This is a genomic window from Streptomyces sp. CB01201, assembly GCF_002803085.1.
Lineage (GTDB): Bacteria > Actinomycetota > Actinomycetes > Streptomycetales > Streptomycetaceae > Streptomyces > Streptomyces hundungensis.
This window is the reverse complement of the sequence record NZ_NNBJ01000007.1, coordinates 53,399-67,340: the sequence shown is the minus strand read 5'-3', so window position 1 is coordinate 67,340 and position 13,942 is coordinate 53,399. Positions and strand designations below refer to the sequence as shown.

The following is a 13,942-nucleotide window of genomic DNA, read 5'->3' as shown; positions in this document are numbered from 1 at the left end:
GGAGGCACTCGGCCCCGCTGGACGCTGCCCGTCCGTCGCTCCCTGCCCGTCGCTGCCCGCCCGTCGCAGCACCGCACCGGGCCGGCTACTTGCCGTCGGCCTTGGCCGCCGCGTCGATGGCCGCGAGCGAGCGGCGCGCCTGGTTGCGGTCCGTGGTGTACCAGAAATCGGGCAGCGAGGCCCGCAGATAGCTGCCGTAGCGGGCGTTGGCCAGCCGCGGATCGAGCACCGCGACCACCCCCCGGTCCCCGGTCGCCCGGACCAGTCGGCCGGCTCCCTGGGCCATGAGCAGCGCGGCATGAGTGGCCGCCACCGCCATGAACCCGTTGCCGCCGCCCTCCTCGACCGCCTTCTGGCGAGCACTCATCAAAGGGTCGTCCGGGCGCGGGAACGGAATGCGGTCCATCACCACCAGTTGACAGCTCGGCCCCGGCACATCGACGCCCTGCCACAGCGACAGCGTGCCGAACAGACACGTCGCCGGATCGGCGGCGAACGACTTGATCAGCTCGCCCAGCGTCTCCTCGCCCTGCAACAGGATGGGATTGTCGAGGCGGCCCCGCAGCTCCTCGGCGGCGGCCTGGGCCGCCCGCATCGAGGAGAACAGACCCAGCGTGCGGCCACCGGCCGCCTCCACCAGCTCGGCCAGCTCGTCCATCATGTCGCCGCGCGAGCCCTCCCGGCCCGGTGTGGCCAGGTGCTTCGCGACGTACAGGATGCCCTGCTTCGGGTAGTCGAACGGCGAGCCGACGTCCAGGCCCTTCCACCGCGGGACGTCCTCGCCCTCGGTGCCCTCCGGGGACAGGCCCAGCGATGCGCCCACCCCGTTGAAATCACCGCCGAGCTTGAGCGTGGCGGAGGTCAGCACGACCGAGCGGTCCGCGAACAGCTTCTCCCTGAGCAGACCCGACACCGACAGCGGGGCGACCCGCAGCGAGGCGCCGAAGCGGTCGTGGCGCTCGTACCAGACGACATCCCACTCGGAGCCGTTGGTGATGCGCTCCGCCACGCCGTGCACCGTCTCCAGCATGGCGAGGGCCTGTTTGCGCACGGCGTCCTCGTCCTGAACGGATTTGTCGCGGGTGCCACCGAGCGCCGAGACGACCTCGCGGGCGGCGTCCCGCAGCGCCATCAGCGCGTAGCCGAGGTCCTCCGGGACCTCCTCCAGACGGCCGGGCAGGGCCAGCTCCATGACCCGCTCGAAACCCTCGGCGGCCGTCTGCAACCCATCGGCGACCTTCTCGTTGACGAGCTTCGCGCTGCGCCGCACCGCCCGGTTGACCTGGCCGGGCGTGAGCTCACCGGTGGCGACGCCGGTGACCCGCGAGACCAGCTCATGGGCCTCGTCGACGATCAGCACCTCGTGCTGCGGCAGCACCGGGGCGCCCTCGATCGCGTCGATGGCGAGCAGCGCGTGATTGGTGACGACGACGTCGGAGAGCTTGGCGCGCTCGCGGGCCATCTCCGCGAAGCACTCCGCCCCGTACGCGCACTTCGAGGCGCCCAGGCACTCGCGCGACGACACCGAGACCTGGCTCCACGCCTTGTCCGAGACGCCCGGCGTCAGAGCGTCCCGGTCGCCGGTCTCCGTCTCGTCCGCCCAGTCCCGCATCCGGATCAGGTCCTGGCCCAGCTTGCTGGTGGGCGCGGCCGACTCGAACTGGTCGAAGAGCCCCTCGTCCTCGTCCTGCGGCGCACCCTCGTGCAGACGGTGCAGGCACAGGTAGTTGGAGCGGCCCTTGAGCATGGCGAACTGGGGGCGGCGGCGCAGCAGCGGTTGCAGCGCCTCCACCGTGCGCGGCAGGTCGCGCTCCACGAGCTGGCGCTGGAGCGCGAGCGTCGCCGTCGCGATCACGACGCGCTCCCCGTGCGCCAGGGCCGGCACCAGATAGCCGAGGGACTTTCCGGTGCCCGTCCCGGCCTGGACCAGCAGGTGGGAGCTGTCGTCGACCGCGTCGGCGACAGCCGTGGCCATGGTGACCTGGCCAGGCCGCTCCACGCCGCCGACGGCGGTGACGGCGGCGTGCAGGAGCTCGGGGAGTGAAGGCTTCGTCATAGCCGGACCAGCCTAAGGCTCGCCACTGACAATCGGATCACTCCGCAGGTGCGAGGGGGTTCGCCACGGTCCCGTGCACGGTGGCGTGCGGCCGCTCGGGCCGGTCCCGGTAGCCGTCGGTGTGCAGCCGGTTCCGGTTCAGACAGAGCCGGTCGATCCGGGGCGTGAGCAGGTCGAACGTCTCGTAGCGCTCCTTCTCGTCGGGGAAGCGGGACTGGTGGCGCAGGATCTCCTCGCGCACCAGCCCCCAGAACTCGGCCTCGGGGAGGCCCAGTTGGTCCTCGCACAGGGGGGCCAGGAACCGGAAGACGCCCACGAAGAGCCCCGAATGAATGAACTGGGTCAAGAAGGAGGGCTCCTCGGTGAGCAGCACCTCGCGGACGTCGTCGGGCATCGAGTCGTGTTCGGGCAGGTGCTCGGCGCTCACGTTGATGTCGTCGACGAAGTCCTTGATCGCCAGGCGTACGGGCACGTTCTGGTCGTCGAAGACGACGATGGCGTTCTCCCCGTGCGGCGAGAAGACCGTCCCGTACCGGTAGAGGAAGCGCAGCAGCGGCGGCAGCAGGGCGCCGAACAGGCGCCGCAGCCACACCGCGGGGGCGAGGCCCGAGCGGGCGACGAGTTCGGCCGTGAAGGAGCGGCCCTCGGGGTCGGTGTGCAGCAGCGCGGCCAGGGTGCGGGCCCGCTCCCCCGGTGCGAGCCGGGGCGGCAGCGGCTCGCGCCAGATCGCCCCCAGCAACTCCTTGTACTGGTAAGGGACTTCGGGCACCCGGTCGTACACCGGATGCTCCACCGCGACCGAGGCGACCTCGCCGAGCAGGATCACCCGGCACTCGTCCCGCAGGAAGGCGTCCCGCTCGCACAGGCCCTGCACCCAGGCCGTGACGGCGGGCGCGGCCACGGTGCGCTCGGTCGGCAGGCCGCGCCAGACCAGGGTGTTGAGGATGGACAGCGGCAGCTTCACGGTGTGCCGCTCGGGCCGCGAGAGGTTGAGGAAGGTGCGGATGGACTGCTGCGGCAGGCGTACGTCGCCGTCGCTGGGCAGCGGCACGATCGCCTGGTCGGCGACGGCCGGGGCGAAGAGCGGAAGGATCATCTCCGTCCACTGCCAGGGATGGATCGGAAGGTAGAGGTACGCCGCCGGGTCCAGGCCCCGGGCGCGCAGCGCGGCGGCGAACGCCGCACGGACGGGGGCGTCGAGTTCGCGTGCGTAGAGCCGGTCCGGGGTGGCGAGCGAGGCGACGCCCCGGTAGCCGGCGAGGTCGGTGCGGACGGCGATCCAGGGCAGTGCGGCCGGGGTGCGGGCCTCCGGGCTCCAGCGCGCGGCGTCGTCGGCGGAGAAGCCGAGGCGTCCCTTGTTGAGCACGAGCCAGGGGTGGCCGGTCTGATGGCCCTCCAGCTCCGCGTACCCGAGGTCGGCGAGGCGGGCCACGGGCAGTGCGGTCGACTGGAGCCGGGTGTCCGCGGCGAGGGTGGCGGTCAGTTCGCGCACGAGGTGGCCGAAGGTGGCGCCGTCGACGCCGAGGGTCCGGCGGGCGAGCGCGAGGAACCGGATGGGGTCGGTGAAGGGCTCGGGGGCGGCGGTCGGACCTGCCGGTACGGCGCCCTCGGCCCGCTCGGTCCGCCGGATCGAATCGGGGTCCACCTGCCAGCCGCCGTAGGCGCCGCGCCGGGCGAGGAAGGTCACGGTGCTGCCGTCGTCCAGGGTGAACCCGTACTGACCTGCGCCTTCCCGGGCCGGACCGGGATTGTCAGTGGCGGGTCCTACCGTTGGCTGCACGATCTCCTCGTACGCGAAGGCGCCGATCGTCTTCGCGAGGAGGAGGCGTCCCGCGCGGTCCCAGGCCTCGCGGTTCAGCTCGGGCGGGGCCAGCAGCCCGGGCGGGACCGGGGAGTCGGGGAGCCCGCGGGAGTCGTCGCGGGAGTCATGGGGGGAAGCAGGGTTCGGCACGAAGACTCCTCGGGGTGGGACCGATTCGGGGCTGGGGGTGTATCCGGGGGTGTATGCGGAGCGGCGGGGCGTTCACAGCAGGTTCCTGAGCGCGCGGTCGCGGACCATCAGGGCGGCTCGCTTGTCGGGCAGGTCGACTTCCGCGTGGAAGCGGAAGCCGGCGCTGAGAAACGCGGAGACGGAGGGGGTGTTGCGCAGATCGGGCTCGGCGATCACACGGGGGCACTGCGGACGGTTGTCGAGAATCAGGTCGGCGACGGCCCTGAGCAGAGTGGTGCCGACGCCGCGGCCCCGGTCGGCGACACCGCCGACGAGCAGATGGACGCCGGTGTCGTGCGGGCGGGCCGGATAGTGCCGGGCCAGGGGGTCCAGGTCGGCCCGGTAGATCTCCCAGTAGCTCATGGGAGTTCCGTCGAGCACACCGAGACAGGGCACGCTGCGGCCGTCGCCGTCCAGCTGCTCGCGCAGATGGGCGGCGGTGACGGATGGGGGTCCCGCCAGCTCCCAGAAGGCGGCCACGGCGGGGTCGTTCATCCACTGGGCGAGGAGGACGAGATCACGTTCGAGACGTACGGGAAGGAGGCCGAACGAGCCGAGGGAGGTGACGACCGGGGCCCAGTCACCGGGTGAGCCGAGCAGGTCCACCGCCGGGGCGTCGTCCCCCGGCCGGGGGACGACGCCGGGGAACCCCGGCGCCGACACGGGGACCGGTCCGGCATTCGGTACGGGGTTTGGACCGGTGGCCGGTACGGGGCCAGGCCCCGCATCCGATACGAGGCTCGGACCGGTTACCGGCACGGACTTCGGCCCGGCATCCGGAACAGGACCCGGACGGGTGGCCGGCACGGGGCCAGGCCCGGCATCCGGCATAGCGCCAGGCCCCGCATCCGATACGAGGCCCGGACCGATTACCGGCACGGACTTCGGCCCGGCATCCGGAACAGGACCCGGACGGGTGGCCGGCACAGGGCCAGGCCCGGCATCCGGCATAGCGCCAGGCCCCGCATCCGGTACGAGGCTCGGACCGATTACCGGTACGGACTTCGGCCCGGCATCCGGAACAGGACCCGGACCGGTGGCCGATAGAGGGCTCGGACCGACACCCGGCATAGCGCCAGGCCCGATATCCGGAACAAGGCCCGGACCGGTGGCCGGTACGGGGCCAGGCCCGGCACCCGGCATAGCGCTAGCCCCGGCATCCGGAACAGGGCCCGGACCGGTGGCCGGTACGGGCCGGGGGTCGGCTTCTGCCGCCGAGTCCGGGGCGCGGCTCGGGCCTCCACACGGCACGGGGCCCGGCCTGGTTGCCGGTGATGGGACCGGGTTGGTCGCTGCCGCCGAATCCGGCGCGCGGTTCGGCGCGGATTCCGGCCGGGATCCCGCTCCCGGCCCGGCCAACCGGAAGGGCTCCGGGGCCGGCTCCGCGGCCGGGGCGAGTCCGGTGCGCCGGTCCGGGCCGGGCTCCTCGGGGCAGCTCGGGCCGGACGTCCCGGGGCGGGGTGGCCCGGAGCTGCCGGGAGCGGGCGCGTCCGGGTCACGCGGCTCCGAGGGGCCCGAGTGCGCGGGCTGCCCGGAGTGGCCCGAGTGCTCGCCCTGCCCAGGGCGCTCCCGCTGCTCGGGACGCCCGGAGTGTTCGGAGTTCTCCGCGTCGAACAGGGCGACCAGTTCGTCGGGCAGCTCCAGGTCCAGGGTGTCGTCGGCCGCCTCCCCCGGTAGGGGGCCGGGGCCTGCGCCGGCGTCGGTGCTCGCATCGGTGGGGGGCACGGCGACGCTCCTCTCAGCAGTGGATACGGGTCAAGTCCCGTTGGTGTGAAGGGGGTTGGTGATGGTGACGTAGACGGACTGGGTGTCGACCGGGCCGACGAGTTCGTCGAGGCCGTGCAGCCGGGTCAGCAGGTTGGCCTTGCAGCGCAGTGTCGCGCTGTCGAGCAACTGGGCGGGCAGGGGCGAGCCGAGGCCGGTGGCCTTGGTGAGGAACTGGCGCAGGGCGGCGAGCAGGACGCGTTCGTCGGCGAGATGCTGGGCACCGAAGGCGCCGATGAGGCCGAGGATGTTGTTGATGCCGAGGTAGTAGGCGAAGCGTTCGTCGGTGACGGCGTCGGGCACGAACGTGTCGCTGGTGGCACCGACGCCGGGCAGGCGGCGCTCCAGGGCCGCGCGGTGCGATGCGCGGAAGTAGTAGCCCTGGTTGTCGCGGTAGCGGCCGCCGACGGGCCAGCCGTCCGGGTCGAGCAGGACGAGGGTGTTCTGCTGGTGCGCCTCCAGGGCGATGCCCGCCGTGCCGTCCAGCCAGAGCAGCGGGCGTACGACCTGGTCGAGGTAGCGCAGGAACCACTCGGCGCCGACGGCAGTGGTGGGGCGGCCGGTGCGGGCGGCGAGGCGGCCCACGATGTCGGCGAGCCGCGAGTGCATGGCGGCGCGGCCCGGCATGGGGCGCGGCGCGGTGAGGGCGGCGATGCAGACGGCGTCGTCGCCGGATGCGAAGGGGTTGTGGCGCACCACCACGTCGAGGCCCGGCAGGGGCTCGCCGTCGGGGGTGTCGACGGCGAGCCAGGCGGGGTCGCGGACGATGTCGAAGCAGGGGTGGGCGGCTTGCCATTCCTCGCCGAGGCCGGCCCGGAGGAGCCGGTGGACCTCCACGCCCCGGTGGAGTTCCTTGCGGAGGTTCTCCCGGCGGGAGTTGGTGATGCGCACGCCGAGCGACAGCTTGAGCATGGCGTCGGCGCCGGGGCGGTGCACGGTGCGCACCGAGGACGTGGGGTGCCAGGGCTCGCCGTGCGGGCCCAGGTCGTACAGGAGCCCGGCGTCGAGGAGGGCGGCGACGGCGGGGCGTTGGGTGACGTCGCGGGCCTGCCAGGGGTGCAGGGGCAACGGGACGGTTCCGGGCGGGAGTTGGAGGCCGTCGGCGAACCGGAGGGCCAGCTGCGCGGCACCGATGGTACGGCCGCCCTCGGTCCAGGCGGAGTCGCAGGCGAGGACGGCGGGGTCGGCCGCCAGCCAGTGCAGCGCGAAGGAGCCGTACAACTCGGGCGAGTAGCGGCGCACTTCGGTGTCGGACAGGCCTTCGCGGCTCTTGGGGGTGGGGTGCAGGGGATGGCCGAGCAGGAGGGACTGCTCGGCGGTGAGGAAGAGGTCGGCGCACGCGCGCGGGCCGGGGCGGGTGCGTCGGTCGGCGATGAACTCCGCCGTGCGGCGGACCGAGTCGGCGACGCGCCCCACCAGGTCGGCGCCTCCGCTCCCGCCCGCCTCGCGGCCGAGGAGGGCGGCGACGGTGACGGCGTCGGCGGGCGGGGCGTCGGCCGCGCCGCCGTGCAGGGCGGGCCGGGCGAACCGGTGCCAGCCGGTGGGCGACCAGTACCGCACGGGCACGAGCAGGGCGGTGCCGCTGGCGGGCAGCGCGATGCGCAGGAGCGGGCCGTCGGGTGCGGCCAGGTCGTTCTCGCGCACCCAGCAGCGCAGCAGGTTCTCGACGGCGGCCGCTTCGGCGGCGGCCTCCGGGTCGGCGGCGTCCAGCGGGTCCGGCTCGGACAGGCAGGTCAGTCGTTCGCCGTGGATCCCGGCCTTCTGGCGCGGCACCGTCGTCGACTCGGCGACGACCGGGCCGCGGTGGGCGCCGAGGGGGCCTTCGGCCTCGTGCGCGTCGGGTGCGGGGGTGCGATTCACGGCGGTCTTCCTCGGGTGTTCGTCGGGTGGTCCTGGGAGGTCCTGGGAGGTCGTGGGCTGGTCCGGGATCAGTGCGTCGGTCCGGTCCCGGCGCGGCGGTGCGCGCCGGCCTCCGCGGCCCCCGGGTGCGGGGCGCGGGCGGCGGCCAGCGCGTCGGCGAGCCGGTCGAGTACGGCCACGGCCTGTTCGTCGGTGAGGGTGAGCGGCGGAAGCAGCCGTACGACGCTGGAGTGCCGGCCGCCGAGTTCGACGATGAGCCCGCGGCGCAGGCACTCCTGCTGGACGACGGCGGCGAGGTCGGGGGCGGGTGGCGGCGGGCTGCCGGAGCTGAGGTCCTCGCGCTCGGGGTCGACGAGCTCGACACCGATCATCAGGCCCCGGCCCCGGACGTCACCGATGCAGGGGTGGTCGGCGGCGAGGCCCTGCAACTGGCCGAGCATGCGCGCCCCGAGGACGGCCGCCCGCTCGGCGAGCCGGTGTTCACGGACGTACGCGAGCGTGGCCGCGCCGGCCGCCATGGCGAGCTGGTTGCCGCGGAACGTACCGGCGTGCGCGCCCGGCTTCCACGCGTCGAGACTGTCGCGGTACACGATCACGGCGAGCGGCAGCGAGCCGCCGATGGCCTTGGAAAGGACCATCACATCGGGCACGATCCCGCTGTGTTCGACGGCCCAGAAGGTGCCGGTGCGGCCGACGCCCGTCTGCACCTCGTCGGCGATCAGCGGGATGGAGCGGCGCGCGGTGATCTCCCGCATCCGGCGCAGCCACGCGTCGGGCGCCGGGTTCACACCGCCCTCCCCCTGCACCGGCTCGACGATCATCCCGGCCGGTGCGGGGACACCGCCCTTGGGGTCGTCGAGGAGGTTCTCGGTCCAGCGGGCGGCGATCTCGGCCCCGCGCTCGCCGCCGATCCCGTACGGGCAGCGGTAGTTGTGCGGGTAGGGCAGCCGGGTCACCTGGACGTCGCGGGCCCCGCCGGAGACGGCGAGGGCGCCCGCGGTCATGCCGTGATAGGCGCCGGTGAAGGCGAGCATGCCGGTGCGGCCGGTGGCGGTGCGCACGAGTTTCAGGGCGGCTTCCACGGCGTCCGTGCCGGCCGGTCCGCAGAACTGGATGCGTCCGTTCTCGGCGAGTTCGCGCGGCAGGGTGGCGAAGAGCTCGGTGGTGAAGGCGTCCTTGACCGGCGTCGCGAGGTCCAGGACGTGCAGCGGCGCCCCCGAGTCGAGGACCGTGCGGATCGCTTCGAGCACCACTGGGTGGTTGTGGCCGAGCGCCAGCGTTCCCGCGCCCGAGAGGCAGTCGAGATAGCGCCGCCCGTCGGCCCCCTCGATGGTCAGCCCGCGCGCCCGCACGGGCACGATGGGCAGCGACCGCGCATAGGTGCGGGCCGCCGACTCCCGCAGGGACTGCCGGCGCAGGATTCCCTCGTGGGCGCCGGGCGGCGCCGTCATTGCTGGTTCGGTGACGGCCACGACTGCTGTTCCTCCCGCTGTGACGGTTCCGTGTCGCGTCCGTTGCGCGGCTCGTACGCCCACGCTGAACGCTGTGCTGATGTCCCCCGTACGTACCAACGACGCCGACACCGCCGGATCACGGGCCGACGGCAAGTTCCTTGCACCGAAGCAAGGTTCGCCTTACCGGAGCGGCCGGACGGTTCGCACGCCGCACGGCAGGGCCGCGGGCACGGAACCGCGGCCCTGCCGACGGCCGTCTCCACCGGCACCGGCATAGTGGGGGCCGCATCGCGGCACCGGGCCCCGGTGCCGCGCTGGACGCGCTCGACGTGCTCGACGTGCTCGACGGGACGCGCTCGACGTGCTCGGCAGGTGCGACGGGTGCGACCGGTGCGACGAGTTCAGAAGACGACGAGTTCAGAAGACAAAGACGCTGTGAAGACGAAGTTCCAGGGGGAATTCGACATGCGACCCACACGCCCGTTGAGTGCCGAGCATCCGGGGAAGGGAACGCGCCGGAGGGTCTCGCCGGCCCTCGCCGCCCTCGGCCTGACGGCCGCGCTCGCGCTGACCGTCACCGCCTGCGGGCCCGGCGGCTCGACGGCCGACAGCAAGCCGTCGGCCTCGGCAACCGCGAGCGGCACCGGCCAGGTCCAGATCCCCAGCGATGTGCTGGACCAGCTCAAGAAGCACGGGATCGACCTGGACAAGTGGAAGAACGGCGAGTGGCGCAACTGGGACCGGGCCACGTGGCTGCGCGAGGCCAAGGACTATGTGAACCCGATCATCCAGGGCCTGTGGGACCCGGACCGGATGCGCAAGGCGGACAAGCCCCCGGAGAAGACCGTCCCCAATGACATCTCCGGCGACAAGGGCATCACGGACCCGACGCCCGCGCGTGTGAAGGCCGCCGCGGTGAAGGCCCCGTACCACCAGAACCTGCCGGAGCTGGGCAAGCTGTTCTTCGACAGCCCCGAGGGTTCGATGGTGTGCTCCGCGACGGTCGTCAAGGACCCGGCGCACCCCGGCAAGTCCAACCTGGTGTGGACCGCGGGCCACTGCGTGCACGCGGGCGCCAAGGGCGGCTGGTACCGCAACATCGCCTTCGTGCCCTCGTACAACAACGCCGCCCTGCCCACGGCCCAGTTGCAGAAGGCCACCCGGCAGCAGATCGCCCCGTACGGGGTGTACTGGGCGGACTGGGCGCAGACCTCGCAGCAGTGGATCGAGGGCGGCGGCCCGACCGGCGGGCAGGGCGCGCCCTACGACTTCGCGGTGCTGCACGTGACGCCGGAGAAGGGCTCGAACGGCAAGTCCCTTGAGGAGACGGTCGGCGGGGCGCTCCCGGTCGACTTCAACGCCCCGGCCGTGCCGAAGATCAGCACGATGTCGGCCAACGGCTTCCCGGCGGCGCCTCCTTACGACGGCCAGAAGCTGTTCCAGTGCAAGGACAAGCCGGGCCGGCTCTCGCTCGCCGCGAGCCTGCCCACGATGTACCGCATCGGCTGCACCATGACCGGCGGCTCCTCCGGCGGCGGCTGGATCGCCACGGGTTCGGACGGCAGGCCCTCGCTCGTCTCCAACACCTCCATCGGCCCGGTCACCGCGGGCTGGCTGGCCGGCCCGCGCCTGGGCAAGGAAGCCAAGGGCGTCTACGACTCGGTGAGCACCAAGTACGCCGGGCGTTAGCGCCGTGCGGGGGTCCTGTGAACGCCGGGGCCCCCGTGCGTCCCGCTCCCGCCGAGCAGGCATAGTAGGGCCCGCGGTGGGCGGCCCGGGAACCGGTCCGCCCACCGCCATGACACGTACATGGCAACACCTGCCCGTGGGGGCAACACATCAGGGGGAACCGTATCCATGCGATCCATACGTCCGCTGCTCGCCGCCTCCGGCCTGGCCGCGGCTCTCGCACTGACCGCCACCGCGTGCGGCCAGGGCGGCGACGGCGCGGACAGCAAACCGTCCGCCTCCGACTCCGCCCGGGCGGGCGGCGGTTCGACGAGCCCGTCCGACCTCGCCGACGCCCTCAAGAAGCACGGCGTCGACCTGGACAAGTACAAGAACGGCGGCTGGCGCAACTGGGACAGGAGCACCTGGCTGCGCGAGGCCAAGGACTTCGTCAACCCGGTCGTCGACGGCCTGTGGAAGCCCGACCGGATGAAGTCCGCCAAGGACCCGCAGAAGACCATGGCCGCCGGTGAAGCGAGCGGCGGCACCGGCATCTCCGACCCGGAGCCCGCGCCCGTCCGGGCCGTCCAGGAGAAGCTGCCCTACCACAACTACGCGGCCCCGGTCGGCAAGGTGTTCTTCGACTCCCCCAAGGGCCCCATGGTCTGCTCGGGCACCGTCGTCAAGGACCCGGCCCACCCCGGCAAGTCCAACCTGGTGTGGACCGCCGGCCACTGCGTCCACCAGGGCGGCTCCGGCGGCTGGTACCGCAACATCGCCTTCGTGCCCTCCTACAACGACCAGGGCAAGTCGGCGGCGGCACTCAACAACGCACAGCCGCAGCAGATCGCGCCCTACGGCGTCTTCTGGGCCGACTGGGCCTCCACCTCCGGCGAGTGGATCAACGACGGCGGCCCGACCGGCGGCACCGGCGCGCCCTACGACTACGCGGTCCTCCACGTGAAGGCGGAGAACGGCACCAAGTCCCTGGAGGAGACCGTCGGCAACGCCCTGACCGTCAACTTCTCCGCCCCCAAGGCCCACTCCGTCTCCTCCATGGGCGCCTGGGGCTACCCGGCCGCTCCCCCGTACGACGGCCTCCAGATGTTCCGCTGCGTCGACCGCCCCGGCCAGCTGTCCATCAGCCCCGGCACACCCGCGATGTACCGCATCGGCTGCACCATGACCGGCGGCTCCTCCGGCGGCGGCTGGTTCATGAACGGCCCCGACGGCAAGGCCCAGCTGGTCTCCAACACCTCGATCGGCCCGGTCACTTCGGGCTGGCTGGCCGGACCCCAGCTCGGCGCCGGCGCGAAGGCCCTCTTCGACTCGATGAGCGCGAAGTACGGCGGCCGGTAACCCCCGCACCACGGGCCACCGCACACGGCACGAGGCCCGCCCCCTCACCGGAAGGGGCGGGCCTCGTGCCCTGCACTACCGCCTTGCCTGCGCTCAGTGCGCGGCCGGCACATAGGGGGCGAGCTCCGCGGCGAGCACCTCGTGCACCCGCGCCTTGAGCACCGTGCCCTCCGCGACGTGCTCCTCGGAGATCACCTCGCCCTCGGCGTGCGCCCGGGCGACCAACTGCCCGTGCGTATACGGCACCAGCGCCTCGATCTCGATCCGCGGACGCGGCAGTTCGGCGTCGATGAGCGCGAGCAGCTCCGCCATGCCCTCACCGGTACGCGCCGAGACCGCGATCGAATGCCGCTCGATCCGCAGCAGCCGCTGGAGGACCAACGGGTCCGCCGCGTCCGCCTTGTTGATCACGACGATCTCCGGCACGTCCACCGCGCCCACGTCACGGATCACCTCGCGCACGGCCGCCAGCTGCTCCTCCGGGTCGGGATGCGCCCCGTCGACCACATGCAGGATCAGGTCGGAGTCGCCGACCTCCTCCATCGTGGAACGGAACGCCTCGACCAGGTGGTGCGGCAGATGCCGGACGAACCCGACCGTGTCCGCCAACGTGTACAGCCGCCCGCTGGGCGTCTCGGCCCGGCGCACGGTCGGGTCGAGGGTGGCGAACAGAGCGTTCTCCACCAGCACACCCGCACCCGTCAGACGGTTGAGCAGCGAGGACTTTCCGGCGTTGGTGTAGCCCGCGATCGCGACCGAGGGCACCTTGTTGCGACGCCGTTCCTGACGCTTGATCTCGCGGCCCGTCTTCATCTCCGCGATCTCCCGGCGCATCTTCGCCATCTTCTCGCGGATCCGCCGCCGGTCCGTCTCGATCTTGGTCTCACCGGGACCACGCGTGGCCATACCACCGCCACCGCTGGACCCGCCGCCGCCCATCTGACGCGACAGCGACTGACCCCAGCCGCGCAGCCGCGGCAGCATGTACTGCATCTGAGCCAGGGACACCTGCGCCTTGCCCTCGCGGGACTTGGCGTGCTGGGCGAAGATGTCGAGGATCAGCGCGGTCCGGTCGACCACCTTCACCTTGACGACGTCTTCGAGGTGAATCAGCTGGCCGGGACTCAGCTCACCGTCGCACACCACCGTGTCCGCGCCGGTCTCCAGAACGATGTCCCGCAGCTCCTGCGCCTTGCCGGAGCCGATGTAGGTGGCCGGGTCGGGCTTGTCACGGCGCTGGTAGACGCCGTCGAGCACCAGGGCGCCCGCCGTCTCGGCGAGGGCCGCGAGCTCCGCGAGCGAATTCTCCGCGTCCTTGAGCGTCCCCGTGGTCCAGACGCCGACCAGCACCACGCGCTCCAGGCGCAGCTGCCGGTACTCGACCTCGGTGACGTCTTCGAGCTCGGTGGACAGGCCCGCGACGCGCCGCAGGGCGGCACGCTCGGAGCGGTCCAGCTGCTCGCCGTCCCGCGCTCCGTCGATCTCGTGGCTCCAGGCGACGTCCTCTTCCATCAGGGCATCGGCCCGAAGGCTCTCGGTGCGGTGCGTGTCCGCGAAGCTCTGCTCGTCCTGGGAAGGGGATGAAGAGGAGGTCATTGGATCCTTTACGTCGTTGGAATTCCGGACCGGAGCCCCACGAGGAATTCCGGCTGTGTCGGTCACAACGCGTCATGAGCCCCAATGATTCCCGGACGGAATCGGCCCCGGCGGCGCCGCCGACGACAACGATGGTCGCACGGTGCCTCCGGGGCCGTCATCCCGGTTTTCCGGCCCTCCGGGCCCTGCGGGGCC

Annotated in this window: 9 protein-coding genes; 3 read left to right on the top strand and 6 right to left on the bottom strand. The window is 72.6% G+C overall.

Annotation, left to right across the window (positions count from 1 at the left end; genetic code table 11):
* Positions 1-85: 85 nt before the first annotated feature.
* The 3 genes from CG740_RS16320 to CG740_RS16310 all read right to left on the bottom strand — a co-directional run bounded on the left by CG740_RS16320 (position 86) and on the right by CG740_RS16310 (position 4,997).
* A complete protein-coding gene (locus CG740_RS16320) occupies positions 86-2,056 on the bottom strand; it encodes an ATP-dependent DNA helicase (protein WP_100575868.1) in 1,971 nt (656 codons plus the stop codon).
* A 37-nt stretch (positions 2,057-2,093) separates the two neighbouring features.
* Positions 2,094-4,007: an IucA/IucC family protein gene (locus CG740_RS16315; protein ID WP_100575867.1), complete on the bottom strand. Its 1,914-nt coding sequence runs from the start codon at positions 4,005-4,007 to the stop codon at positions 2,094-2,096.
* A gap of 72 nt (positions 4,008-4,079) precedes the next feature.
* Positions 4,080-4,997, bottom strand: a complete 918-nt coding sequence (locus CG740_RS16310; protein WP_442802830.1) for a GNAT family N-acetyltransferase — start codon at positions 4,995-4,997, stop codon at positions 4,080-4,082.
* Between the two features lie 567 nt (positions 4,998-5,564).
* On the opposite strand from CG740_RS16310, the gene CG740_RS39670 reads away from it, so the two are divergent.
* Entirely contained in the window at positions 5,565-5,723 is a 159-nt protein-coding gene (locus CG740_RS39670) for a hypothetical protein (protein WP_159030306.1), read from the top strand.
* Between the two features lie 78 nt (positions 5,724-5,801).
* Here the strand turns inward: CG740_RS39670 and CG740_RS16300 are convergent, their stop codons facing one another.
* Complete coding sequence (locus CG740_RS16300; protein WP_100575866.1) at positions 5,802-7,670, bottom strand: IucA/IucC family protein; 1,869 nt, start codon at positions 7,668-7,670, stop codon at positions 5,802-5,804.
* Positions 7,671-7,738: 68 nt separating this feature from the next.
* Positions 7,739-9,142, bottom strand: coding sequence for a diaminobutyrate--2-oxoglutarate transaminase family protein (locus CG740_RS16295; RefSeq protein WP_100575865.1), 1,404 nt, complete (start codon positions 9,140-9,142; stop codon positions 7,739-7,741).
* Positions 9,143-9,589: 447 nt separating this feature from the next.
* On the opposite strand from CG740_RS16295, the gene CG740_RS16290 reads away from it, so the two are divergent.
* Both CG740_RS16290 and CG740_RS16285 read left to right on the top strand, forming a co-directional pair.
* Positions 9,590-10,813: a trypsin-like serine peptidase gene (locus tag CG740_RS16290; RefSeq protein ID WP_199846472.1), complete on the top strand. Its 1,224-nt coding sequence runs from the start codon at positions 9,590-9,592 to the stop codon at positions 10,811-10,813.
* Between the two features lie 168 nt (positions 10,814-10,981).
* Complete coding sequence (locus CG740_RS16285; protein ID WP_100575864.1) at positions 10,982-12,151, top strand: trypsin-like serine peptidase; 1,170 nt, start codon at positions 10,982-10,984, stop codon at positions 12,149-12,151.
* A 93-nt stretch (positions 12,152-12,244) separates the two neighbouring features.
* Here the strand turns inward: CG740_RS16285 and hflX are convergent, their stop codons facing one another.
* Positions 12,245-13,747 carry a GTPase HflX gene (gene hflX / locus CG740_RS16280; RefSeq protein ID WP_100575863.1) on the bottom strand — a complete coding sequence of 501 codons (1,503 nt, stop codon included), beginning with the start codon at positions 13,745-13,747 and terminating at the stop codon, positions 12,245-12,247.
* Between the last annotated feature and the right edge of the window lie 195 nt (positions 13,748-13,942).

Excerpts from the sequence above, each read along its gene's own strand:
- CG740_RS16320 (WP_100575868.1), bottom strand. The coding sequence starts at position 2,056 with ATGACGAAGCCTTCACTCCCCGAGCTCCTGCACGCCGCCGTCACCGCC.
- CG740_RS16310 (WP_442802830.1), bottom strand. The coding sequence starts at position 4,997 with ATGCCGGATGCCGGGCCTGGCCCTGTGCCGGCCACCCGTCCGGGTCCT.
- CG740_RS16290 (WP_199846472.1), top strand. The coding sequence starts at position 9,590 with ATGCGACCCACACGCCCGTTGAGTGCCGAGCATCCGGGGAAGGGAACG.
- CG740_RS16285 (WP_100575864.1), top strand. The coding sequence starts at position 10,982 with ATGCGATCCATACGTCCGCTGCTCGCCGCCTCCGGCCTGGCCGCGGCT.
- hflX (WP_100575863.1), bottom strand. The coding sequence starts at position 13,747 with ATGACCTCCTCTTCATCCCCTTCCCAGGACGAGCAGAGCTTCGCGGAC.